At 58.1% G+C, this 25,224-nt stretch carries 19 protein-coding genes and 3 tRNA genes; 5 read left to right on the plus strand and 17 right to left on the minus strand.

Features of this window, described 5'->3' with window-relative positions:
- The first annotated feature begins 1 nt into the window (after position 1).
- Both ACI5GA_RS06495 and fabI read left to right on the plus strand, forming a co-directional pair.
- Complete coding sequence (locus ACI5GA_RS06495; protein ID WP_404631203.1) at positions 2-1,612, plus strand: ABC transporter ATP-binding protein; 1,611 nt, start codon at positions 2-4, stop codon at positions 1,610-1,612.
- 18 nt (positions 1,613-1,630) lie between these two features.
- Positions 1,631-2,425, plus strand: coding sequence for an enoyl-ACP reductase FabI (gene fabI, locus ACI5GA_RS06500; protein ID WP_404631205.1), 795 nt, complete (start codon positions 1,631-1,633; stop codon positions 2,423-2,425).
- Positions 2,426-2,772: 347 nt separating this feature from the next.
- Here the strand turns inward: fabI and ACI5GA_RS06505 are convergent, their stop codons facing one another.
- From ACI5GA_RS06505 to tig, 6 genes are all read right to left on the minus strand, one after another.
- Entirely contained in the window at positions 2,773-4,647 is a 1,875-nt protein-coding gene (locus tag ACI5GA_RS06505; RefSeq protein WP_404631207.1) for a SurA N-terminal domain-containing protein, read from the minus strand.
- Between the two features lie 242 nt (positions 4,648-4,889).
- Complete coding sequence (locus ACI5GA_RS06510) at positions 4,890-5,162, minus strand: HU family DNA-binding protein (RefSeq protein WP_003183171.1); 273 nt, start codon at positions 5,160-5,162, stop codon at positions 4,890-4,892.
- Between the two features lie 146 nt (positions 5,163-5,308).
- Positions 5,309-7,705, minus strand: a complete 2,397-nt coding sequence (gene lon, locus ACI5GA_RS06515) for an endopeptidase La (protein ID WP_404631209.1) — start codon at positions 7,703-7,705, stop codon at positions 5,309-5,311.
- Positions 7,706-7,888: 183 nt separating this feature from the next.
- Positions 7,889-9,172, minus strand: a complete 1,284-nt coding sequence (gene clpX, locus ACI5GA_RS06520; protein ID WP_404631211.1) for an ATP-dependent Clp protease ATP-binding subunit ClpX — start codon at positions 9,170-9,172, stop codon at positions 7,889-7,891.
- 115 nt (positions 9,173-9,287) lie between these two features.
- The gene (gene clpP / locus ACI5GA_RS06525; RefSeq protein WP_404631213.1) at positions 9,288-9,929 is read right to left on the minus strand and encodes an ATP-dependent Clp endopeptidase proteolytic subunit ClpP; all 642 of its coding nucleotides are present in this window, start codon (positions 9,927-9,929) and stop codon (positions 9,288-9,290) included.
- Positions 9,930-10,020: 91 nt separating this feature from the next.
- Complete coding sequence (gene tig / locus ACI5GA_RS06530) at positions 10,021-11,331, minus strand: trigger factor (RefSeq protein ID WP_404631215.1); 1,311 nt, start codon at positions 11,329-11,331, stop codon at positions 10,021-10,023.
- On the opposite strand from tig, the gene ACI5GA_RS06535 reads away from it, so the two are divergent.
- Positions 11,330-11,704 (plus strand): hypothetical protein, encoded by a 375-nt coding sequence (locus ACI5GA_RS06535; RefSeq protein ID WP_404631217.1) that lies wholly within the window; start codon positions 11,330-11,332, stop codon positions 11,702-11,704. The two genes, tig and ACI5GA_RS06535, sit on opposite strands and share 2 nt — an antisense overlap.
- Before the next feature lies 1 nt (position 11,705).
- Here the strand turns inward: ACI5GA_RS06535 and ACI5GA_RS06540 are convergent.
- The 3 genes from ACI5GA_RS06540 to ACI5GA_RS06550 form a co-directional block, all read right to left on the minus strand.
- Positions 11,706-11,790 (minus strand) — tRNA-Leu (locus ACI5GA_RS06540).
- A 60-nt stretch (positions 11,791-11,850) separates the two neighbouring features.
- A tRNA-His gene (locus ACI5GA_RS06545) sits at positions 11,851-11,926 on the minus strand.
- A 41-nt stretch (positions 11,927-11,967) separates the two neighbouring features.
- Positions 11,968-12,044: transfer RNA gene (locus ACI5GA_RS06550), tRNA-Arg, on the minus strand.
- Positions 12,045-12,354: 310 nt separating this feature from the next.
- Between ACI5GA_RS06550 and folD the strand changes: the two genes are divergently transcribed.
- A complete protein-coding gene (gene folD, locus ACI5GA_RS06555) occupies positions 12,355-13,209 on the plus strand; it encodes a bifunctional methylenetetrahydrofolate dehydrogenase/methenyltetrahydrofolate cyclohydrolase FolD (protein ID WP_421422271.1) in 855 nt (284 codons plus the stop codon).
- Between the two features lie 240 nt (positions 13,210-13,449).
- Here the strand turns inward: folD and ACI5GA_RS06560 are convergent, their stop codons facing one another.
- From ACI5GA_RS06560 to ACI5GA_RS06585, 6 genes are read right to left on the minus strand one after another with little or no spacing between them, the layout of a single operon-like run.
- Complete coding sequence (locus ACI5GA_RS06560; RefSeq protein WP_404631221.1) at positions 13,450-15,255, minus strand: ABC transporter substrate-binding protein; 1,806 nt, start codon at positions 15,253-15,255, stop codon at positions 13,450-13,452.
- Between the two features lie 46 nt (positions 15,256-15,301).
- A complete protein-coding gene (locus ACI5GA_RS06565) occupies positions 15,302-15,574 on the minus strand; it encodes a DUF2160 domain-containing protein (protein ID WP_421422274.1) in 273 nt (90 codons plus the stop codon).
- A 12-nt stretch (positions 15,575-15,586) separates the two neighbouring features.
- Entirely contained in the window at positions 15,587-16,387 is an 801-nt protein-coding gene (locus ACI5GA_RS06570) for a carbohydrate ABC transporter permease (protein WP_404631225.1), read from the minus strand.
- 9 nt (positions 16,388-16,396) lie between these two features.
- Positions 16,397-17,263 (minus strand): carbohydrate ABC transporter permease, encoded by an 867-nt coding sequence (locus ACI5GA_RS06575; protein ID WP_404631227.1) that lies wholly within the window; start codon positions 17,261-17,263, stop codon positions 16,397-16,399.
- Entirely contained in the window at positions 17,256-18,386 is a 1,131-nt protein-coding gene (locus ACI5GA_RS06580) for an ABC transporter ATP-binding protein (protein ID WP_421422276.1), read from the minus strand. Before ACI5GA_RS06580 ends, ACI5GA_RS06575 begins: the two co-directional genes overlap by 8 nt.
- The gene (locus tag ACI5GA_RS06585) at positions 18,386-19,480 is read right to left on the minus strand and encodes an ABC transporter ATP-binding protein (RefSeq protein WP_404631231.1); all 1,095 of its coding nucleotides are present in this window, start codon (positions 19,478-19,480) and stop codon (positions 18,386-18,388) included. Before ACI5GA_RS06585 ends, ACI5GA_RS06580 begins: the two co-directional genes overlap by 1 nt.
- 330 nt (positions 19,481-19,810) lie before the next feature.
- Between ACI5GA_RS06585 and ACI5GA_RS06590 the strand changes: the two genes are divergently transcribed.
- Positions 19,811-21,637, plus strand: coding sequence for a sigma-54-dependent Fis family transcriptional regulator (locus ACI5GA_RS06590; protein WP_421422277.1), 1,827 nt, complete (start codon positions 19,811-19,813; stop codon positions 21,635-21,637).
- 209 nt (positions 21,638-21,846) lie between these two features.
- Here ACI5GA_RS06590 and cysS read toward each other — a convergent pair whose 3' ends face one another.
- Positions 21,847-23,229 (minus strand): cysteine--tRNA ligase, encoded by a 1,383-nt coding sequence (gene cysS / locus ACI5GA_RS06595; RefSeq protein WP_404631235.1) that lies wholly within the window; start codon positions 23,227-23,229, stop codon positions 21,847-21,849.
- 10 nt (positions 23,230-23,239) lie between these two features.
- Positions 23,240-24,937, minus strand: a complete 1,698-nt coding sequence (locus tag ACI5GA_RS06600) for a glutamine--tRNA ligase/YqeY domain fusion protein (protein ID WP_421422278.1) — start codon at positions 24,935-24,937, stop codon at positions 23,240-23,242.
- Positions 24,938-25,224: the final 287 nt, after the last annotated feature.

The raw sequence follows: 25,224 nt of genomic DNA on the forward strand, positions 1-25,224 counted from the left end.
GATGAATCAGGACAATCTGATCGAAATCCGCAACCTGTCCGTCGAGTTCGTCACCGGCCAGAAGGTGCAGCGCGTGGTCGAAGGCATCAGCTTCGACATTCGCAAGGGCGAGACCCTGGCGCTGGTGGGCGAAAGCGGCTCGGGCAAGTCCGTCACCGCCCACTCGATTCTGCGACTTTTGCCCTACCCGCTGGCACGGCACCCCACCGGCACCATTCAATACGCAGGGAATGAACTGCTGACGGTCAGCGAGAAACGCATGCGCGCCATCCGTGGCAACCGCATCGCGATGATTTTCCAGGAGCCCATGACCTCGCTGAACCCACTGCAATCGGTGGAAAAGCAGATCAACGAAGTGCTCGGCCTGCACAAAGGCCTGACCGGCAAGGCCGCCACACGGCGTACGCTGGAACTGTTGGAACTGGTCGGCATCCCCGAGCCACTCAAGCGCCTCAAAGCCCTGCCACACGAGCTCTCAGGCGGCCAACGCCAGCGCGTGATGATCGCCATGGCGCTGGCCAACGAGCCTGAGCTGCTGATCGCCGACGAGCCGACCACGGCGCTGGACGTCACCGTACAGCTGAAAATCCTCAAACTGTTGAAGGAATTGCAGGCCCGACTGGGCATGGCGTTGCTGCTGATCAGCCATGATTTGAACGTGGTTCGACAAATTGCCAACCGAGTATGTGTCATGCAGCGCGGTTGCATCGTCGAACAGGCATCGTGCGAACAACTGTTCCGTGCGCCGCACCATCCGTACACCAAAGAATTGATCGCAGCCGAGCCAAAAGGCGGCCCGGCGAACAACGTTCCCGGCGCGCCGATGCTGGAAGTCAACAACCTCAAGGTCTGGTTTCCGATCAAGAAAGGCGTGTTCAAGCGCACCGTCGATCACGTCAAGGCCGTAGACGGCATCCACTTCAGTCTGCCCAAGGGCCAGACGCTGGGGATCGTCGGTGAAAGCGGCTCAGGCAAATCGACGTTGGGCCTGGCGATTCTGAGGTTGATTCGTAGCGAAGGCGAGATACGCTTTCAGGGCGATTCACTGGCCTGTCTCAAGCAGGACCAGGTGCGGCCGTTGCGGCGCCAGATGCAGGTGGTCTTCCAGGACCCGTTTGGCAGCCTGAGTCCGCGCATGTCGGTGTGTGACATCGTTGGCGAAGGCCTGCGGATTCACAAGATCGGTACACCGGTCGAGCAGGAAGCTGCGGTGGTGGAAGCGCTCAAGGAGGTGGGGCTGGACCCGGAAACCCGGCACCGCTACCCCCATGAGTTTTCCGGCGGACAGCGGCAAAGGATCGCCATCGCACGGGCATTAGTGTTAAAACCGGCGCTGATTTTGCTGGACGAGCCGACTTCGGCTCTCGACCGGACCGTCCAGCGCCAAGTGGTGGAGCTTTTACGCTCGCTGCAAGCCAAGTACAACCTGACGTATTTGTTTATCAGCCATGACCTGGCGGTAGTCAAAGCGCTGAGCCACCAGTTGATGGTGGTCAAGCAAGGCCAAGTGGTCGAACAGGGTGTGGCAGAAGACATCTTCGCCGCACCGCAACATCCTTATACACAGCAGTTGCTGGAGGCCGCGTTTCTGGCACCGGCAACTGTCGATTAACCTGAAGAGGAAAAAACCATGGGTTTTCTCGCCGGTAAGCGCGTCCTGATCGTCGGTGTCGCCAGTAAACTGTCCATCGCATCCGGTATCGCTGCCGCCATGCACCGTGAAGGCGCTGAACTTGCTTTCACCTACCAGAACGAAAAACTCAAGGGTCGCGTTGAAGAGTTCGCGGCAGGCTGGGGTTCGAGCGCCGAATTGTGCTTCCCGTGCGACGTGGCCAGCGATGAAGAAATCGCCAAGGTCTTCGAGGAGCTGAGCAAGAAGTGGGACGGCCTGGACTGCATCGTGCACTCCGTGGGCTTCGCCCCAGGCGACCAATTGGACGGCGACTTCACTGAAGCCACCACCCGTGACGGTTTCCGCATCGCCCACGACATCAGCGCCTACAGCTTCGTGGCCCTGGCCAAAGCCGGTCGCGAAATGATGAAAGGCCGCAATGGCAGCCTGCTGACCCTGTCGTATCTGGGCGCAGAGCGCACCATGCCGAACTACAACGTGATGGGCATGGCCAAGGCGAGCCTTGAAGCGGGTGTTCGTTACCTGGCGCGCAGCCTGGGCCCGGATGGCACTCGCGTCAACGCGGTATCGGCAGGCCCGATCCGTACGCTGGCCGCTTCCGGTATCAAGAACTTCCGCAAGATGCTGGACGCCAACGAAGCCCAGACCCCACTGCGTCGTAATGTAACCATCGAGGAAGTCGGCAACGCTGGCGCGTTCCTGTGCTCGGACCTGGCTTCGGGTGTGAGCGGTGAAATCATGTACGTCGACGGTGGTTTCAATACCACGGCGATGGGTGATCTGCAGGACTGACGACTTCGCTGGTCTGTGGACTGGCGTAGCCCCTTTAGGAGCCCCCCTATGCGAGACTCTAGGGTGGCTGGCCAGTCTTTTCGCCACCAAGGCGGCTCCCACACAGATTTGTGTCGGATCATGGATTTGTGGTCGACACAGAAACTGTGGGAGCCGCCTTGGTGGCGAAGGCGGTGGATCAGGCAGCCATGCGCTGAATGATTCACCGTTTTTTTGCGCTTGGGGTTTAGGTGTATATCCGGTGTCGCAACAACGGATATACACCCCTTCCCAATCCAACCCTGAAAAACAAAAAAGCCCCGATTCTCTCGAACCGGGGCTTTTTTGTGTTCAGCGTTTAATGCAGATCAATACTTCTCGATCTTCGCCGCGGACTGCAACTGCGCCTGATACGACTCGAAGTCCTGACGGCCCTCACGCGACGCCAGGAAGCGACGGTACTGGGTCTTCTCGGCATCGGTCGCCGGAGCGGCCTGATTCACACCGTTCAGACGAACAATCACGTAACTGCCATCGGCTGCGGTCAGGCTGGCATAGACCGGCTTGTCCTTGCCTTCAGGCTTCGGCATGCGGAACAGCGTCTGCAGCACTTGAGGGTCAACACCCTCCTGACCACGGGACGCTGCTTCCACCACCTTCCAGTTTTGACCTTCTTGCTTGGTGGCGGTGTACGGCACCTTGCCATCGCGCAGGCCCGCCAACAGCGTATCGCCCTTGGCCTTGATCGCGTCGGTGGCGTGGTTCTTCACCAGTTGCGCACGAATCGCGTCAGAAACCGCTTCCAGCGGCAGTTGCTCTGGCTGACGGTGCTCTTTCACGTGCACCACAACGGTGGTGTCCGGATCGAGTTCCAGCGCCGAGCTGTTGGAACCCTCTTCCATCACTTCAGTGCTGAATGCGGCCTGAACCACGGCACGGTTGGCAGCGATGCCCTCGCCACCTTCACGACCGAACGGCGCGGTGGTCTGGACTTTCAGGCCCAGGTCCGACGCAGGTTGCGTCAGGTCGGACGCTTCATACGCGGCGTCTTGCAATTTTTTGCTGGCATCGACGTACTTCTGCTCGACCAGTTGCGATTTCAGGTCGTGGGTCAGTTTGTCTTTCAGGCTGGCGAAGGTCGGTACCGACGGTGCTTCCACGCCCAGCAGCTTGATCAAGTGCCAGCCAAACTGGGTTTTGACCGGTGCCGAGACCTGATCCTTGTTCAACGCATACAACGCGTCTTCGAAGGCTTCGTCATAAACGCCCTTGCCGGCGTAACCCAGATCACCGCCCTTGCTCGACGAGCCAGGATCCTGCGAGAACTCCTTGGCCAGCGCCGCGAAGTCTTCGCCCTTGGCCAGACGCTGCTGGATCTCTTCGATCTTCGCCTTGGCCTGTGCGTCGGTGGTCTTGTCGTTGACTTCGATCAGGATGTGAGCAGCGCGACGCTGCTCGGCCAGATTGGAAATCTCTTTCTGGTACGCGGCCTGAAGGTCTTCGTCCTTCACCGACACCTTGTCGAAGAACGCGGACTTCTTCAGTTCGATGTAGTCCAGCACCACTTGCTCAGGGCTGAGGAATTCCTTGGCGTGCTCGTCATAGTGCGCCTTGACTTCATCGTCGCTGACTTTGACGTTACTCGGGTCAGCCGGCAGCGAGAGCGTGGCGAAATCGCGGGTCTGCTTCTCCAGACGGGCGAAGGCATCAACCTGCGCATCGGTGACGAATGCACTACCACCAATGCCCGCACGAATCTGACCGATCAGCATTTCCTGACCCAGAATCTGGCGGAACTGCATGCGGGTGTAGCCCAACTGGCGAACGACCTGATCGAAACGGTCAGCGTTGAATTTGCCGTCCACCTGGAATTCAGGAGTCAGCAGAATCTGTTGGTCCAGTGCGGCTTCGGAGAAACCGAATTTGGAATCGGCGGCCCCTTGCAGCAGCAACTTGCGGTCAATCAGGCCCTTGAGTGCCGAATCGCGCAGCATTTTCTCGTTGAGCATTGCCGGATCGAAATCCTTGCCCAACTGTTGCATGAGCTGGCGGCGTTGCATTTCAACGGCCTGGCTCAAATCGTTTTGACTGATTTCGTCACCGTTGACCTTCGCCGCGTCCTGGCTATGGCTGGTGGCCCTGAAAATGGCATCGAAACCGGTCAGGGCCATCAGTGCGATGACAACGCCGATGATGGTCTTGGCAATCCAGCCTTGTGAATTGTCCCTGATATTCTGCAGCATGCGTCCCCCAGAGGGCTTTACTCAACTCACCAAGCTGCGACACACGGAGCGGAGCGTGGGTGTATTCCGGATAGAAGAAAGGCGCATCCGAGGATGCGCCTTCTCGTAACGTGCAAAGCGGACAGGGTTCGAGTGTGCGTCCCCTGAGGTGACAGGCCAGCGCTTGACCAACCGCACTTGCCGCTTTACGACCAGACCAGCGTTGACGCTGCCCTGGCGGTAGGCAAAGGTAACAAAGAAACTTAGTTGACCGCTTCTTTCAGAGCTTTACCGGCTTTGAAGCCTGGCTTCTTGGCCGCTGGAATTTCCAGAGTCTTACCGGTCTGTGGGTTACGGCCGGTACGGGCAGGACGGTCAGTGACAGAGAAAGTACCGAAGCCAACCAGTACAACGGAGTCGCCAGCCTTCAGAGCGCCAGTGACGGATTCGATTACTGCGTCCAGCGCACGGCCAGCAGCAGCTTTCGGGATGTCAGCGGATGCGGCGATAGCATCAATCAGTTCCGACTTGTTCACTCTAAGTCCCCTTATATCTATCTATATTGAGTATATTTTCTAAGTTTTCTGGTGAAGCCAAACAAACGCTGAATGGCCTGGCTGACGCTGGAAAGAGCCGCTTTATAACAAGGGCTCTAAAAAGCTGTCAAGGAAGGCCCCCCAGACTAATGCGTGCTAATTCTTTCCTTAGAGTCAGACTCGCGTTTTTCATCCTTTGCAACCATCTCCGGAGCCACATCCGGCAAGGGCTCCGGCGCGTATTGCAGCGCAATTTGCAGGACTTCGTCAATCCATTTAACAGGTTTGATTTGCAGATCGGCCTTGATATTGTCCGGGATTTCCTTCAAATCACGTACGTTTTCTTCCGGGATGATCACCGTTTTAATTCCACCGCGGTGAGCGGCCAGCAGTTTTTCCTTCAAACCGCCAATCGCCAGCACTTGTCCGCGCAGGGTAATTTCACCGGTCATGGCGACATCGGCACGCACCGGAATCTGCGTCAATGCTGAAACCAGTGCCGTGCACATGCCTACACCCGCGCTCGGGCCGTCTTTGGGCGTCGCCCCTTCCGGCATGTGGATGTGCGTGTCGCGCTTCTCATGGAAGTCCAGAGGGATGCCCAGGCTCTTGGCGCGGCTGCGGACTACCGTCTGTGCAGCGGTGATCGATTCGACCATCACGTCACCCAACGAACCGGTCTTGATCAGTTGCCCTTTACCTGGCACCACGGCTGCTTCGATGGTCAGTAACTCACCGCCCACTTGCGTCCACGCAAGACCTGTCACCTGACCGATCTGATCTTGTTGCTCAGCCAGACCGTAACGGAATTTGCGCACACCCAGGAAGCCTTCCAGCATCGTCGCCGTCACCTTGACGGTAAAATGCTTCTCGCCCGCATGCTCCTTGACCGCCTTGCGGCAGACCTTGGCGATCTGCCGTTCCAGGCTACGTACACCCGCTTCACGCGTGTAGTACCGGATAATGTCGCGAATGGCCTCTTCTTCGAACTCGATTTCGCCTTTTTTCAAGCCGTTGGCAGCGATCTGCTTGGGCGAGAGGTACTTGGTGGCGATGTTGATCTTCTCGTCTTCGGTGTAACCCGGCAGACGGATGACTTCCATACGGTCCAACAGGGCCGCGGGAATATTCATCGAGTTGGCAGTGCAAAGGAACATCACGTCCGACAGGTCGTAATCGACCTCCAGATAGTGATCGTTGAAGTTGTGGTTCTGCTCGGGGTCGAGCACTTCGAGCAACGCGGACGCAGGATCGCCACGCATGTCGCTGCCCATCTTGTCGATTTCGTCGAGCAGGAACAGCGGGTTGCGCACACCGACCTTGGTCATCTTCTGGATCAGGCGACCTGGCATCGAACCGATGTAGGTGCGGCGGTGCCCACGGATTTCAGCCTCGTCACGCACGCCACCCAAGGCCATGCGCACGAACTTGCGGTTGGTCGCATGGGCAATCGACTCCGCCAGCGAGGTCTTACCCACACCAGGAGGACCGACCAGGCACAACACCGGGCCACGGATTTTCTTCACACGCTTCTGCACGGCGAGGTATTCAAGGATCCGCTCTTTGACTTCTTCCAGACCGTAGTGGTCGGCATCAAGAATGTCCTCGGCGCGGGCCAGATCCAGACGTACCTTGCTCTGGGCCTTCCACGGCACCTGAACCAGCCAGTCAATGTAGGAGCGCACGACAGTGGCTTCAGCCGACATCGGCGACATTTGCTTGAGTTTGTTCAGTTCGGCCGTGGCCTTGGTCATGGCGTCTTTCGGCAGGCCTGCGGCATCGATGCGTTTTTTCAGCTCTTCGATCTCGTTATGGCCTTCGTCGCTGTCCCCCAATTCCTTCTGAATGGCCTTCATCTGCTCATTCAGGTAGTACTCGCGCTGGCTGCGCTCCATTTGTTTCTTCACGCGGCCGCGAATGCGCTTCTCGACCTGCAACAGATCGATTTCGGCATCCAGCAGGGCCAACACGTGTTCGACACGGGCACCCAGGTCAATGATTTCAAGGATTTCCTGCTTCTGCTCGATTTTCAGCGCCATGTGAGCCGCCATGGTGTCGACCAGACGACCTGGCTCATCGATGCTGTTGAGCGAAGACAGGACTTCAGCCGGGACTTTCTTGCCCAACTGGACGTATTGTTCGAACTGAGCCAACAGGCTGCGCACGAACACTTCGGATTCGCGATCAGGCGCGTCCGATTCATCGATCAGCGCAACTTCGGCGCGGCAGTGGTCATCCACTTCGATAAAGCGCTCGACGGAACCACGCTGCTCGCCCTCAACCAGCACCTTGACGGTGCCGTCCGGCAGTTTCAGCAGCTGCAATACGGTTGCAATCGTACCCACGCTATAAAGGGCGTCTTCGCCCGGATCATCGTCTGCGGGGTTACGCTGGGCAAGCAGCAAAATCTGCTTGTCACCGGTCATCGCGGACTCAAGGGCCTCGATGGATTTTTCGCGACCCACGAACAGTGGGATCACCATGTGCGGATACACCACGACATCGCGCAATGGCAAAAGAGGCAGTTCAATGGTCGTCTTCATGATTTCGCCTCTACGGCGGCCTTAAGGCCATGGACAGATAGAAATAAGCTGAAAACCAAGATGGGGGTAGCTTTGCAAAAAAACAAGCGTCGGTTTGAGTTAATGCGAAAGCGCCGCTGAAACGCAAAAAGGGCCCGAGGGCCCTTTTTGCTTTCCAGTCGCCCGGTGCGTATGCCGCGAGGCTTACGCGTCCGGAGCCGCCTTGGCAGGTGGCTCACTGTTTTCGTAAATCAACAGCGGCTTGGACGATCCTTCAATGACGCTCTCGTCGATCACCACTTTGCTCACGTCAGGCTCTGACGGGATTTCATACATGGTATCGAGCAGAATGCCTTCGAGAATGGACCGCAAACCACGAGCACCAGTCTTGCGCTCCAGCGCGCGACGAGCAACCGAGTTGAGTGCGTCGGCGCGGAATTCGAGGTCCACACCTTCCATTTCGAACAGCTTGGCGTACTGCTTGGTCAGGGCGTTCTTTGGTTCGGTCAGAATCTGCATCAGCGCAGCTTCGTCCAGCTCGTCCAGCGTAGCCAGAACAGGCAGACGGCCAACGAATTCCGGAATGAGACCGAACTTGACCAGATCGTCAGGCTCGACTTCACGCAGGGACTCGCCCACTTTCTTGCCTTCTTCCTTGCTGCGCACTTCGGCGTTGAAACCGATGCCGCCCTTGGTGGAGCGATTCTGGATGACCTTTTCCAGGCCAGAGAATGCACCGCCACAGATGAACAGGATATTGCGCGTGTCCACCTGCAGGAACTCCTGCTGTGGGTGCTTGCGGCCACCTTGAGGCGGAACGGAAGCCACGGTGCCCTCGATCAGCTTCAGCAAGGCCTGCTGCACACCCTCACCCGAGACGTCACGGGTGATCGAAGGGTTGTCGGACTTGCGGGAAATCTTGTCGATTTCGTCGATGTAGACGATACCCATCTGGGCCTTTTCGACATCGTAATCGCACTTCTGCAACAGCTTCTGGATGATGTTTTCCACGTCCTCACCCACATAACCGGCTTCGGTCAGGGTGGTGGCGTCGGCGATGGTGAACGGTACGTTGAGCAAACGGGCCAACGTTTCGGCCAGCAGGGTCTTGCCGGAACCCGTGGGGCCGATCAGCAGGATGTTGCTCTTGCCCAGTTCAACGTCGTCATTTTTCTTGTCACGCTGGTTCAAGCGCTTGTAGTGGTTGTACACCGCTACAGCTAGAACCTTCTTGGCACGCTCCTGACCAATGACGTACTGGTCAAGGATGCCGCTGATTTCTTTCGGCGATGGCAGTTTATGCGCGCTGCTTTCTGCCTGTGCTTCCTGCACCTCCTCGCGGATGATGTCATTGCACAGGTCGACGCACTCGTCACAGATAAATACCGAGGGGCCGGCAATCAATTTGCGCACTTCATGCTGGCTTTTGCCGCAGAAGGAGCAATAAAGCAGTTTGCCGTTGTCCTCGCCGTTGCGGGTGTCAGTCATTCGATCGATCCAATCCGGTAGGCTTGCAACACAAGATGAAGGCAATTGCGGGCTTTTTCAAGTCCGCAGGTGGTACGGAAGTCCCGACCACCCGGGATTACTGCCTGTCAGGCAATCATTTGATCATCTGACGTTTGTCGAGCACCGAGTCCACCAGACCGTACTCAGCAGCGCGCTCGGCGCTCATGAAGTTGTCGCGGTTGGTGTCACGCTCGATGGCTTCCAGCGACTGGCCGGTGTGGTGAGCCAGCAGCTCGTTCAGCCGTTGGCGAATGTACAGGATTTCCTTGGCGTGAATGTCGATGTCCGACGCCTGCCCCTGGAAACCGCCCAGTGGCTGGTGAATCATCACGCGGGAATTGGGCAGGGCGAAACGTTTGCCCTTGGCACCGCCCGCCAGCAGGAACGCGCCCATGCTGCAAGCCTGGCCCATGACGGTGGTCGATACGTCAGGCTTGATGAACTGCATGGTGTCGTAGATCGCCATGCCCGCAGTCACCGAACCGCCTGGGGAGTTGATGTAGAGATGGATGTCCTTGTCCGGGTTTTCCGCTTCAAGGAAGAGCAATTGCGCCGAGATCAGGTTGGCCATGTAGTCTTCAACCGGGCCGACCAGGAAAATGACGCGTTCCTTGAGCAGACGCGAGTAGATGTCATAGGCGCGTTCGCCACGGGCGGACTGCTCGATAACCATCGGGACCAAGCCGCCAGCGGCCTGGATGTCAGAGTGCTGCTGAATATAAGAATTGCGGGACATGTCTCGCATTCACTCCCAAATAGTCATGTCTTGAATACGCATAAGCCAGCACGAAGGCTGGCTTATGGTGTTTTCGAACGAGAGAAAGAAATCAGTCGGCTTTTGGAGCTTCTACCGGCTTGACGGCTTCTTCGTACGAGACCGCTTTATCGGTCACGCTCGCTTTCTGCAAAACAGTATCCACAACTTGCTCTTCCAGCACAACCGAACGGACTTCGTTCATTTGCTGTTCGTTCTTGTAGTACCAGGCCACAACCTGCTCTGGCTCCTGGTAAGCGGAAGCCATTTCCTGGATCAGCTCACGAACGCGGGCTTCATCAGGCTTCAGGTCGAACTGCTTGACCACTTCAGCAACGATCAGACCCAGCTCGACGCGGCGCTTGGCTTGCTCTTCGAACAGCTCGGCTGGCAGTTGGTCAGGCTTGATATTGCCACCGAACTGTTGAACGGCCTGAACACGCAGACGGTTCACTTCGTTTTCTAGCAGTGCTTTTGGCACTTCGATCGGGTTGGCCGCCAGCAGACCGTCCATGACCTGGTTCTTGACCTTGGACTTGATGGCCTGACGCAGTTCACGCTCCATGTTCTTGCGAACTTCGGTGCGGAAACCTTCCAGAGTCGCTTCCTTGATACCGAACTGATTGAAGAACGCCTCGTTCAGTTCTGGCAGGACCGGAGCCGACACCGAAGTCACGGTGACGGTGAACTCGGCGGCCTTGCCAGCCAGTTCCAGGTTCTGGTAGTCCTCAGGGAAAGTCAGGCTCAGAACGCGCTCTTCACCGGCTTTGGCGCCGACCAGACCGTCTTCGAAACCAGGGATCATGCGACCCGAACCCAGCACCAGCTGAGTACCAGTGGCCGAACCGCCAGCGAACGCTTCGCCGTCGATCTTGCCAACGAAATCGATGGTCAGTTGGTCTTCGTTGGCAGCAGCGCGGTCAGCGGCTTCGTAACGAACGTTCTGCTTGCGCAGGATTTCCAGCATGTTGTCCAGATCGGAGTCCGCGACGTCAGCCGACAGCCGCTCGACAGAAACAGACTCGAAACCGGCAACGGAGAATTCAGGGAACACTTCGAAAGTGGCGACGTATTCGAGGTCCTTGCCCTTTTCGAAGGATTTTGGCTCGACGGAAGGTGCGCCGGCCGGGTTCAGCTTTTGCTCTACGACGGCTTCGTAGAAAGTTGCCTGGATCAGGTCGCCCAGGGCTTCCTGACGGGCGCCGTCTTCATAACGCTGGCGGATCACGCTCATAGGCACTTTGCCTGGGCGGAAGCCCGGGATCTTGGCTTTACGTGCGGTCTGCTGCAGACGCTTGTTGACTTCGGTCTCGATGCGCTCAGCTGGCACGCCAATGGTCATGCGGCGCTCGAGAGCGGAAGTGTTTTCAACAGAAACTTGCATGGATATTCCTCGTTGCACAGACGTTAGCCGGCCGTTTCCGACCCCAGAATCAAGGGCAAGCATTCTAGTGGGTCAATCTCAAGAAGTCACCCTACTGAAGAAGGGTAAACACGATGGAATGCAACCAAAGGGAAAAGGACGAAGGTTCAAACCTTCGCAAGCGGTCTGGAACGGGCTTCGCACCCTTCTATATATAGGAAGCGAAGCACGACCGAATGTCGATCCAATCCCTGGAAACACTCCGGAAAAGCCCGCCAATGAAGACACGACAGGCTCGTTCCAGCGTGAAACCAATACGCTGAAACAAAAAAAGCCGCACTGGGCGGCTTTTTCGATCCCTGAAAAGCCAACCGGCATTGTTCAGGGGTTGTAACTGGTGCGGACGAAGAGACTCGAACTCTTACGCCTCGCGGCGCTGGAACCTAAATCCAGTGTGTCTACCAATTCCACCACGTCCGCGTTTTGAACCGCTTCTTAAAGCAAAGGCGCCAGATTATCAGTCTGGCGCCTTTTCGAATATGGGGTGGACGATGGGGATCGAACCCACGACAACAGGAGTCACAATCCTGTGCTCTACCAACTGAGCTACGCCCACCATATTGCGTTGTAACCTACTTGTGCCAAAGCTGCCTTTAGTGGCGCACCCGGCAGGACTCGAACCTGCGACCATCCGCTTAGAAGGCGGATGCTCTATCCAGCTGAGCTACGGGCGCTTGGTTAATCTGCAATCTTTCGACCTGCAAATTAAGAGCTTTCAATCACGCTGAGTCGATTTAAACTCCACCTGACTTTACCAACCTTTCGACTTGATTCACCGCTTCCGGCTTATCCTGTGTGGGGTTGTGCCCGACAAGTGCGACGAATCTTATAGACGACCTTGAGGGGCGTCAACACTTTTTTCTAAAAAATTCAGTTAATTAAAGGGCTTAGCTTATTAAGCAGACCAACCGCCTTTGCCCTTGGCCCATGTCATGCGAGAATGCGCGCTCTTTTTCCCTCCCTTCCGATGGTTAATCACGCGTAATGACTGCAAAACTAATAGACGGCAAAGCGATCGCAGCCCACCTGCGCCAGCAGATCGCCCAACGAGTCGCCGAACGTCGCGAGCAAGGGCTGCGCACGCCGGGCCTCGCGGTGATTCTGGTCGGCAGCGACCCCGCCTCTCAGGTTTACGTCTCGCACAAACGCAAAGACTGTGAAGAGGTCGGTTTCATTTCCCGGGCCTACGACCTGCCCGCTGCCACCACCCAGACCGAACTGACCGATCTGATCGACAGCCTCAATGAAGATCCGGCCATCGACGGCATCCTGCTGCAACTGCCGCTGCCGGAGCATCTGGATTCTTCGCCGTTGCTGGAGCGCATTCGTCCCGATAAGGACGTCGACGGCTTCCATCCTTATAACGTCGGCCGCCTGGCTCAGCGCATCCCGCTGCTGCGCCCGTGCACCCCAAAAGGCATCATGACCCTGCTGGAAAGCACCGGCGTGGACCTGTACGGCAAAGACGCCGTGGTGGTCGGCGCGTCCAACATCGTTGGCCGCCCGATGGCCATGGAACTGCTGCTGGCCGGTTGCACCGTGACCGTCACTCACCGCTTCACCCAGGATCTGGCGGGCCATGTTGGCCGTGCTGATCTGGTGGTGGTGGCGGCGGGCAAGCCGGGCCTGGTCAAAGGCGAATGGATCAAGGAAGGCGCCATCGTGATCGACGTTGGCATCAACCGTCAGGAAGACGGCAAGCTGGTTGGCGATGTGGTGTACGAGACTGCCCTGCCCCGCGCAGGCTGGATCACTCCAGTCCCCGGTGGCGTTGGCCCGATGACCCGCGCGTGCCTGCTCGAGAATACGCTGTACGCGGCGGAAGAGCTGCACAACTGATCGGTACACCGCGCTCATGAAAACGGCACCCTGAGGTGCCGTTTTTTATTGCCAAAGACTGACTGCTTCTGCCGAAGGCGTAGGAGCTTTGCTTGCAAGCGATCTGGCGCGGAGCGGCAGCGAAACCATTCAAACCGGTAGCATCAGACGCACCGCGTTATCCGGATTTACTGCCGCTCCCCGACAGATCGTCAGCAAGCTAGGCTCCTACGGCCTCCGGCCAGAAAGAATCAAGAGCCCTTACTTCTTCGCAGCCTCCCAGCTCTTCAACAGATCCGAATAGGCAATGGTCTCACCCTTCGGCTTCTCGTTGGCCAGCTTGCGTTGCGGTGCGAGGAACGCGCCGTTGCTCTTCTCGGCTTTGGTGTACCACTCTTCAGCCGAGGTTTCCGGGTTCATCTTCGGTGCACAACCACTGGCGTCCTGAACCTTGGAGCGTTCGATGCGGGTCATGATGGCGTCCTGATCCTTGGCCAGACCGTCCAGTGCCGCTTGCGCAGATTTCTCGCCAGTAACGGCCTCAGCCACGTGACTCCACCACAGTTGCGCCAGTTTCGGATAATCCGGGACGTTGGTGCCGGTCGGCGACCACTGAACGCGGGCCGGGCTGCGGTAGAACTCCACCAGACCACCCAGCTTCGGCGCCAGCGCGGTCATCTCTTTGGAGTTGATGTCCGACTCACGAATCGGCGTCAGGCCGACGATGGTTTTCTTCAGCGACACCGACTTCGAAGTCACGAACTGCGCATAGAGCCAGGCCGCAAGGCGCTTCTTCTCGTCAGCCGACTTCAGGAACGTCCACGACCCCACGTCCTGATAGCCCAGCTTCATGCCTTCCTTCCAGTACGGCCCTTTCGGCGACGGCGCCATCCGCCATTTCGGCGTGCCGTCGGCGTTCATCACCGGCAGACCTGGCTTGGTCATGTCAGCCGTAAACGCGGTGTACCAGAAGATTTGCTGCGCAACGTTACCCTGCGAAGGCACCGGCCCCGACTCGGAGAAGGTCATGCCCGCAGCCTCTGGCGGCGCGTAGGCTTTCAGCCAGTCGATGTATTTCTGGGTGGCATACACTGCGGCCGGACCGTTGGTGTCGCCGCCGCGGGTGATACTGGAACCAACCGGATGACAATCTTCGACGCGAATGCCCCACTCGTCCACCGGCAGGCCGTTCGGCAGGCCTTTGTCGCCACTGCCTGCCATGGAGAACCAGGCGTCAGTAAAGCGCCAGCCCAAGGACGGGTCTTTCTTGCCGTAGTCCATGTGGCCGTAGACTTTCTTGCCGTCGATTTCCTTCACGTCTTCGCTAAAGAATTTGGCGATGTCTTCATAGGCCGACCAGTTAACCGGCACGCCCAGCTCATAGCCATATTTGGCCTTGAACTTCTCTTTCAGATCAGGACGCTCGAACCAGTCGGCGCGGAACCAGTACAGGTTCGCGAACTGCTGGTCAGGCAGTTGGTACAGCTTGGCCGGGGTGATGACTTTGCCCGACGCGTCCTTGACCTCTGGAGAGGTGGTAAACGAGGTACCGATGAAGTCCTTGATATCCAACGTAGGAGACGTGACTTTCGCGCCTTCGGGGCTTGCCATCAGGTCGGTCAGAGACAGCGCCTTGCCATAACGGAAATGGGTACCGATAAGGTCGGAGTCATTGACCCAGCCGTCATAAATACTCTTGTCCGACTGCATGGCCGTTTGCAGTTTCTCGATGACGTCGCCCTCTTGCAGCAGGTCGTGGGTCACCTTGATGCCAGTGATTTCGGTGAAGGCCTTGGCGAGGGTTTTGGACTCGTATTCATGGGTGGTCAGGGTCTCGGACACCACTTTGATGTCCATGCCACGGAACGGCTCGGCCGCTTTGATGAACCACTCCAATTCCTTGAGCTGGTCAGCGTCGGACAGGGTCGTAGGCTTGAACTCGCTGGCCGCCCACTTCTTCGCGGCGTCCTCGTACTGATCCGCCCACGCCGAAACGCTCAAGCCACTGAGCATCACCATCGTCGCTACCGTCACACTATGTCGCAGCTTGTTTTTCTTATTGAACATAGACACCTCCAGTGTTGATTCTTATGTATTCCCACATTTCAAACCTTCAACCCCACCGCATCACAACCAACAGCCAGACCAGGGACAGCCCGGAGGCGACCCAGATGCTCCAGTCGGTCGCGCCAATGACCAGCAAATGCAGGTAGGCGCTGCCGAGAAGACCGATGAACAGCCGGTCGCCACGGGTGGTGGCCATCAGCAGAAACCCGCGACGTTCGATGCTCGCCGAGCGCAGCTCCCAGACCGTCATTGCCACCAGCACGGCAGCGATCGATCCAAAAAACAGCGCAGTCGGCAGTGTCCAGGACATCCACTCCATTTTTTCGACTCCTCAGACACGACCAAGGGCAAAACCCTTGACCACATGGTTGCGAACGAACCAGATCACCAGCATGCCCGGCAGGATGGTCAACACCCCCGCTGCCGCCAGCACGCCCCAGTCGATACCCGAAGCCGACACCGTGCGGGTCATGACCGCCGCAATCGGTTTGGCGTTGACCGACGTCAGGGTCCGCGCCAACAGCAGCTCGACCCAGGAGAACATGAAGCAGAAGAACGCCGTCACGCCGATGCCCGAACCAATCAACGGGATGAAAATCTTCCCGAAGAACTTGGGAAAGCTGTAACCATCAATGTAGGCGGTTTCGTCAATTTCCTTCGGAACGCCCGACATGAAGCCTTCCAGAATCCACACCGCCAACGGTACGTTGAACAGGCAATGTGCCAGCGCAACGGCAATGTGGGTATCGAACAGGCCGATGGAGGAATACAACTGGAAGAACGGCAGCAGAAACACGGCCGGTGGCGCCATGCGGTTGGTCAGCAGCCAGAAGAACAGGTGCTTGTCGCCGAGGAACCGATAGCGGGAAAACGCATACGCGGCAGGCAACGCCACGCTCAGCGAAATCACAGTGTTCAGGCACACGTAGTACAGCGAATTGATGTAGCCGCTGTACCAGCTCTCGTCGGTGAAGATCACCTTGTAGTTGGCCAGGGTGAAATCCTGCGGCCACAAAGTCAGTCCGCCGAGGATTTCAGTATTGGTTTTGAAGGACATGTTGATCAGCCAGTAGATAGGCACCAGCAAAAACAACAGGTAGACCCACAACGGCACGACTTTACGAAGATTCATGGCCGCTCCTCAGTTCTTTTCGCCGTGGGTCATGGCGGTGTAGAACACCCACGACACCAACAGAATGATCAGGAAATACACCAGCGAGAATGCCGCCGCAGGCCCCAGGTCAAACTGGCCGAGCGCCATGGTGGTCAGGGTCTGACTGAGGAAAGTGGTCGAGTTGCCCGGCCCGCCACCGGTCAATACGAAGGGTTCGGTGTAGATCATGAAGCTGTCCATGAAGCGCAGCATCACGGCGATCAGCAGCACGCTTTTCATCTTTGGCAACTGGATGTGTCGGAAAACGGCCCAATGAGAGGCCCGATCAATACGCGCCGCCTGATAGTACACGTCCGGAATCGCCCGCAGCCCCGAGTAGCACAGTAGCGCCACCAGCGAGGTCCAGTGCCAGACGTCGATGATCAGCACCGTTACCCAGGCATCCGAAGCATTGGCGGCATAGTTGTAGTTGATGTGCAGCACATTGTTGAGAAACCAGCCCAGCAGGCCAATGTCACCACGGCCGAAGATCTGCCAGATGGTGCCGACCACGTTCCATGGGATCAGCAGCGGAAGGGTCATGACGATCAGGCATACCGACGACCAACGACCTTTGGTCGGCATGGTCAGGGCGATGGCGATGCCCAGCGGGATTTCAATCAGCAGCACGCAGCCCGAATAGATGAACTGGCGCAGCAGCGAATCGTGCAGGCGAGGGTCCTGCAACACTTGCTTGAACCAGTCAGCGCCGACGAAATAGCGGCTGGACTGATCGAAAATGTCCTGCACCGAATAGTTGACCACGGTCATCATCGGAATGATGGCGCTGAACGCCACCAGCAGAAACACCGGCAGCACCAGCCACCAGGCCTTGTTGTTCTGCACTTTACTCATGGGGCACCTCACGGGCCGGGGCGTGTTCCGTCGTAGCCTCCAGCAGAAATTCGTCGGCGTAGAGCATCAGCCATTGGGCCGGGAAGCTGATCCAGGCCTGGCCTTGCGGCACCGGCTTGTCTTCCTGCAAACGGACTTTCAACGACTGGCCCGCCAGGTTCAGCGTGAGGATCTTGTAGGTCCCCAGGTCTTCGACGTAGGTCACGTCGGCGCACATAGCGTCATCGAACGGGCCGTCCCAGACGTGGACGAACTCCGGCCGAATGCCGACTTTGAGGTTGCTCCACTTCGTCGAGGCCAACGTCTGCTGCAAGGCCTCGGACAGTGGCAAATGAATACCGCCAAAGCCCACACCACCCGCCTCTGGCTTGACCTCAATCAGGTTCATGCCGGGGCTGCCAATGAAGTAGCCGACAAAGGTGTGACGAGGTTTTTCGAACAGCTCACGCGGCGTGCCGAACTGCACGATCTGGCCGCCGTACATCACCGCGATCTTGTCGGCGAAGGTCGAGGCCTCCAGTTGATCGTGGGTGACGTAGACCATGGTGATGTTGAACTGCTCGTGGATCTGCTTGAGCTTGCGCCGCAGCTTCCACTTCAGGTGTGGATCGATCACGGTGAGCGGCTCGTCGAACAGGATCGCCGACACGTCATCACGCACCAGCCCACGACCCATGGAGACTTTCTGCTTCTCGTCAGCGGTCAGACCCTTGGCTTTCTTTTTCAGCAGCGGCTGCAAATCCAGCACCTCGGCGATTTCCTGCACCTTGGTCTGAATCTTCGCCTCGGCCATGCCCTGATTGCGCAGGGGGAAAGCGAGGTTGTCGTACACCGTCATGGTGTCGTAGACCACCGGAAACTGGAAAACCTGGGCGATGTTGCGCTGCTCCGGCGACAGGTCGTTGACCACGGTGCTGTCGAACATGACTTTGCCTTCCGAGGGGCTGAGCAGGCCGGAAATAATGTTGAGCAAGGTCGATTTGCCACACCCGGACGGCCCGAGCAAGGCGTACGCCCCGCCCTGCTCCCAGATGTGGGTCATCTCGCGAATGGCATAGTCTTCGGGGCTTGTCGGGTTGGCGTTGTAGCTGTGGGCCAGCTGTTGCAAACGGATCTCGGCCATCAGGCAACCCTCGCCATGCGCAGGCCCGGCGCTTGAATCAGGCCGCCCTGCTGATCGAACACGAATAATTTATGAGTGGGGATGTACACGCGAATCGGCGTATCGACGTCGTATTCGTGAACCCCCGGCAGGTGCAGCACCAGCGAGAAGTGTTCGTTGCGCACATGCAGAAAGGTTTCCGAGCCACTGATTTCCGCCAGCTCCACGGTCACTGCCAGTTCCAGGTCGTCGTCGTTGGACGGCACCAGGCTCAGGTGGCTGGGGCGCACGCCAAAGCGGTAGTCGCCGTCGCCGATCTTGCGCAGGTCGACGTTGAGCGGAAAGTGCACGAAGTTGGCAAAACTGACTTCATTGCCGTCGATGCGACCGGGCATCAGATTGATCGGCGGCTCGGAGAACAGCTCAGCCGCCAGCACGGTTTTCGGCTGGTGATAGACCTCGGGAGTCTTGCCACTCTGGATCAGACGACCTTCGTGAAGAATGGTCGTGGTCCCGCCGAGGGCCAACGCCTCGTTTGGCTCAGTGGTGGCGTACACGGCGATGGTGTTACGGGTTTCGAACAACTGGCGCATTTCCTGGCGCAGTTCTTCGCGCAGCTTGTAGTCGAGGTTGACCAGCGGCTCGTCGAACAGGATCAGCTCGGCGTCCTTGACCAACGCCCGCGCCATCGCCGTGCGTTGCTGCTGGCCGCCGGAGAGTTCAAGGGGGTAGCGCGTAAGAAACTTCTCGATACGCAGCATTTTCGCGGTTTCCCGCACGCGGCTTTCGATTTCATCTTTCGACATTTTGGCCTGACGCAGCGGCGAGGCGATGTTGTCGAAGACGGTCATGCTCGGGTAGTTGATGAACTGCTGATAAACCATCGAAACGTTGCGATGGCGCACCGCGACCTGAGTGACATCTTTGCCATTCATCAGGACTCGGCCGCTGTCTGGCTTGTCCAGACCAGCCATCAAGCGCATCAGGCTGGTTTTGCCTGATAAGGTGCGCCCCAGCAATACGTTGAATGAGCCGGGTTCGAAGCTCAGCGAGGCGTCATCGATCCAGATCTGGCCGTCAACCGTGCGGCTGACGTGCTCAAGCGTGAGAGACATGGCGTGCCCTTTGTTATTTGTCTTGTTCGGGGTGAAACGTGTTCGGGTCGTGACATTCGTCGACCGTTTGTTGGATAGCGACAATCGTGCCAATTCACCTTCGCAAACGAACTAAGCGCCAAAACCATTGATTTAGAGCTGTCAGCTCAAAAACGCACTGAACACAGCATTCGTTGGTGAACATAAATGAACAGGAAAGACTGAACACCTGAACAAAATGAACATTGACTTTGAACACAGCTGAACAACAATGGCTGAACGTTTCGAGCACGGATGCTCCGCCAAAGCGTTACCCCAACAACAATAAAAGCATCAGGACGGAGCCAGCCTATGGCCGCCACAGCGCACGACACGATCATTCGCGATTCCTGGGCCCGCTGCCGCGAATTTGGCCTGGATCATCAATCCCGCCCCGCTTTCAACCGGCTACCGGAACGGCAGGTTTCGCAACTGCTGGAGCGCCATCACGCACTGGTGCAGACCACCCATCAGCAAGTCCTGCCCTTCTACGAAAACATCCTCAGCAACTCGAACTGCTTGATTCTGCTGGCCGATCAGCAAGGCCAGGTGCTGAACTCCTGGGGCACCAAGCGCTTCGTCGAGCCGGATCAGCAACGGGGTTTCGTCGCCGGGGCCAGTTGGCTGGAGCAAGGGGTGGGCACCAACGCGATTGGCACCGCACTGGCCTGTGAACAGGCTGTTCACATTGAACACGATGAACACTTTCTCAAGGCCAATCGCTTCATGACCGGCTCTGCGGCGCCAATCTTCGATGCCTCGCGGCGTATGATCGCGGTGCTCGATGTGTCCAGCGACAGTTTCCTGCCGCCCTCGCACACCTTGGGGATGGTGAAGATGATGAGCCAGACCATCGAGAACCGGCTCATTCTCGATCAATTCCAGAACGGTTATTTTCAGCTGACCTTCAACACCGGCCTGAACAATCTGGACAGCCAATGGGCCGGGTTGCTGGTGTTCGATGAGAGTGGGCGGATCCTGTGTGCCAATCGCCGGGCCGACAGTTTGCTGGGAGTCAGCCTGCTGCATGCCAATATCCAGAACCTGTTCAAGGCGCCTGTCGCTCAGTTGCTCAATCAGCAGGAAGGCCAGCCCTTTGCGCTTCAGGCAGCGGGACATAACCGCTTTCATGGCCTGATCAAACGTCCCGGCGCGTCGGTATTGAAATTCCACAACGTGGCGACCCCCAGACCGCAGCCTCAAACACCCGCTATCGGGGATGAAAAAGTCGCCAAAGCCGCACGTCAGGCTCAGCGCTTGCTGGAGAAAAACGTGCCGCTGCTGATCCTTGGCGAGACCGGCGCAGGCAAAGAGGTGTTCGTCAAGAATCTGCATCAGGCAAGTTCCAGGGCCGATCAACCTTTCATTGCCGTGAACTGCGCCGCCATTCCTTCGGAGTTGGTGGAAGCGGAACTGTTTGGCTATGAAAAAGGAGCGTTCACCGGCGCTCACCACAAAGGCAGCATCGGGCTGATTCGAAAGGCTGACAAAGGCACGTTGTTTCTCGACGAGATTGGCGACATGCCGCTACCTGTTCAGGCGCGTCTTCTGCGGGTTTTGCAGGAACGTTGCGTGCAGCCGTTGGGCAGCAGTGAGTTGTTCCCCGTGGATATCAGGGTCATCTCCGCGACCCACTGCTCATTGCGTGAACAGGTGCAAAGCGGACGTTTCCGGCAGGATTTGTATTACCGCATCAGTGGGCTGAACCTTGAACTGCCACCTTTGCGAGAGCGCACCGACAAAGCCGAATTGGTGCAAGCCATCTGGGAGCAACATCGTGAGCCGCAGCAGACAGCAGGGTTTGAGTCGTCGGTGCTGGCACTGTTCGAACGGCACCCGTGGCCTGGGAATTTGCGTCAATTGAGCAACGTGATTCAGGTGGCGTTGGCGTTGGCGGATGATCAGAGGATCTCTACTGAGCATTTACCGGAGGACTTTTTTGCGGATTTGGAACTGGCCGCTCTGGAAATGGAAAGCCAGGAGCCGGGGATCGTGTTCAACCGCAAGGCGGCGCTGGACACACCCGAGGAATTGAACGAATTGCTGCAGGCGGCCGGAGGGAATATTTCGCAGTTGGCCAAGCGGTTGGGGGTGAGTCGGAATACGCTATATAAGCGGCTGCGGGAGCAGGGGTTTTGATTAGATAATTGCAGTGTTTGACCTGACGCCATCGCCAGCAAGCCGGCTCCCACAATGACCGCGCCGAATCCAGATTATTTGTTCGACGCCGAACCCTGTGGGAGCCGGCTTGCTGGCGAACGCGGTGTATCAGTCACAGATGTGCTGGCCGACTCTCCGCATTCGCCAGGATGCTGGCTCTCACAAAGGCGTTTATCACCGCCTGGATATCAATCCGCCAAACGCCAGGTCGTACCGCCCTTGCCATCTTCCAGCACCACGCCCATGGCGGTGATCTGGTCGCGGATGCGGTCCGATTCGGCCCAGTTCTTGTCGGCGCGGGCTTGCAGGCGAGCGGCAATCAACGCTTCCACTTCAGCCGCATCGACACGCCCTTCGGCACCGGCACGCAGGAAGTCATCGGCTTCCAGCTGCAACACGCCCAGCACGCTGGCCAGTTGCTTCAAACGCGCCGCCAGACCGGCCGCTGCCGCGACATCGCTGTCACGCAGGCGGTTGATCTCACGCACCATCTCGAACAGCACGGCACAGGCTTCCGGTGTACCGAAGTCATCGTCCATCGCTACCGAGAAACGTTCAACGAACGCTTCTCCACCCGCTGGCTCCGCCGCTGGCAGGCCTTTGAGCGCGTGGTAGAAACGCTCCAGCGCACCTTTGGACTCTTTCAGGCTGTCTTCGGAGTAGTTGATCGCGCTGCGGTAGTGGCTCGACACCAGCAGGTAACGCACCACTTCCGGGTGGTATTTATCCAGCACGTCGCGAATGGTGAAGAAGTTGTTCAAGGACTTGGACATCTTCTCGCCATTGATGCGGATCATGCCGCAATGCATCCAGGCATTGGCGTAGGTCTTGCCGGTGGCCGCTTCGCTCTGGGCGATTTCGTTTTCGTGGTGCGGGAATTCCAGATCGGAGCCGCCGCCATGAATGTCGAAGGTCTCGCCCAGGCAGCAGGTGGACATCACCGAGCACTCGATGTGCCAGCCCGGGCGGCCCGGACCCCATGGCGACTCCCAGCTCGGCTCGCCCGGCTTGACGCCTTTCCACAGCACGAAGTCCAGCGGGTCGTCCTTGGATTCGTCGACCTCGATCCGCGCACCGATGCGCAGATCTTCGATCTTCTTGCGCGACAGCTTGCCGTAGCCCAGGAACTTGCCGACGCGGTAGTACACGTCGCCGTTGCCCGGTGCGTAGGCGTAGCCCTTGTCGATCAGGCGCTGGATCATGTCGTGCATGCCGCCGATGTAATCGGTGGCGCGCGGCTCCATGTCCGGCTTGAGGATATTGAGGCGCGCTTCGTCCTCGTGCATCGCGTCGATCATGCGCGCGGTCAGGGCATCGAACGACTCGCCGTTTTCACGGGCGCGATTGATGATCTTGTCGTCGATGTCGGTGATGTTGCGCACGTAGGTCAGGTCGTAGCCGCTGAAACGCAGCCAGCGAGTGACCAGATCGAACGCGACCATGCTGCGGCCATGGCCCAGGTGGCAGTAGTCGTACACGGTCATGCCGCAGACGTACATGCGCACCTTGTTGCCGTCCAGCGGCTTGAAGATTTCTTTGCTCTTGGTGAGCGTGTTGTAGATCGAAAGCACGTTGCCTACCTTACGTCCAGGAATCCCGCAGTGTCACTGTGCGGTTAAATACCGGCTTGCCCGGTTTCGAGTCCTTCAGATCCGCGCAGAAATAGCCTTCGCGTTCGAACTGGAAACGGTCTTCCGGCGCTGCTTCACCCAACGATGGTTCGGCACGACAACCGGTCAGCACCTGCAAGGAGCCTGGGTTGATGTTGTCCAGGAAGGTCTTGCCCTCTTCAGCCTTTTCCGGGTTGGCGGACAGGAACAGGCGGTCGTACAGACGCACTTCGCACTCAATGCTTTCAGCCGCAGGCACCCAGTGGATCACGCCTTTGACCTTGCGGCCTTCCGGGTTCTTGCCCAGGGTGTCCGGGTCGTACGAGCAACGCAGCTCGACGATGTTGCCGGCAGCGTCCTTGATCGCCTCGTCCGCGCGAATCACGTAGCTGCCACGCAGGCGCACTTCGCCGTTTGGCTCCAGACGCTTGTAGCCCTTCGGCGGCTCCTCCATGAAGTCATCGCGGTCGATGTAGATTTCACGGGAGAACGGCAGTTTGCGCACGCCCAGCTCTTCTTTCTGCGGATGACGCGGCAGTTCCAGATGATCGACCTTGTCTTCCGGGTAGTTGGTGATCACGACTTTCAACGGGCGCAGCACGCACATGGCGCGCGGGGCGTTGGCGTCCAGGTCCTGACGGATGCTGAATTCCAGCATGCCGAAATCGACCACACCATCAGAGCGGTTGGTGCCGATCATTTCGCAGAAGTTGCGGATCGACGCCGGGGTGTAGCCGCGACGCCGGAAGCCCGACAGGGTCGACATGCGCGGGTCGTCCCAGCCGTTGACGTGCTGTTCATCGACCAATTGCTTGAGCTTGCGCTTGCTGGTGATGGTGTAGTTCAGGTTCAAACGCGAGAACTCGTACTGGCGCGGCTTGCACGGCACCGGCAGGTTGTCGAGGAACCAGTCGTACAGCGGACGATGGCTTTCGAATTCCAGGGTGCAGATCGAGTGGGTGATGCCTTCGATGGCGTCCGACTGACCGTGAGTGAAATCGTAGATCGGGTAGATGCACCACTTGTCACCGGTCTGGTGGTGATGGGCGTGGCGAATACGGTACAGGATCGGGTCGCGCAGGTTCATGTTCGGCGAGGCCATGTCGATCTTGGCGCGCAGCACGCGAGCGCCGTCTTCGAACTCGCCGTCCTTCATGCGGGTGAACAGGTCCAGGTTTTCCTCGACCGAGCGGTCACGGAACGGGCTGTTCTTGCCCGGCTCGGTCAGGGTGCCACGGTATTCGCGAGCCTGTTCGGGGGTCAGGTCGTCAACATAGGCCTTGCCAGACTTGATCAGCTCGACCGCCCACAGGTAGAGCTGGTCGAAGTACTGGGAGGCGTAGCGCACTTCTCCGGACCATTCGAAGCCCAGCCATTTGACGTCGCGCTCGATGGCGTCGATGTATTCCTGGTCTTCCTTGGCCGGGTTGGTGTCGTCGAAACGCAGGTGCGTGACGCCGCCGAACTCCTGAGCCAGACCAAAGTTGACGCAGATCGACTTGGCATGACCGATGTGCAGGTAGCCGTTGGGCTCCGGCGGGAAGCGGGTCACGATCTTGGTGTGCTTGCCGGAATCCAGATCCGCCTGCACGATCGGGCGCAGGAAGTTGGTCGGAATGGCAGGGCCTGCCTTGGTGTTGGCAGCAGCGTCTTGAGTGGGCTTGCTCATAGGATCCTTGAAAACCTGACAGTCGCGGCCAGGGTAGGCCGAATAAATCAAAGCGCCTATCATAGCCGAACCTGTCAAGCCCCTGACAGCGTGGCGTGACAAAACTGCCCAGATGCGCCAAAGCCCTTGGCTCAGCCCCGTGACACCGCTCGCAGCGCAGCGACCTCAATCGTGACTTTCGTTTGTAGGGCCGGCCTCTGTAAACTGCGCGCCTGGGTGAAACCCATGGCCCCCGCAGCCAGCCACTACGCTGTGCTGTGTTGCGCTGTGCGATTGACACGTCCAAC

The sequence above is a fragment of the Pseudomonas sp. Pseu.R1 genome (genome assembly GCF_045764065.1).
In the GTDB taxonomy this organism is placed as follows: Bacteria; Pseudomonadota; Gammaproteobacteria; order Pseudomonadales; family Pseudomonadaceae; genus Aquipseudomonas.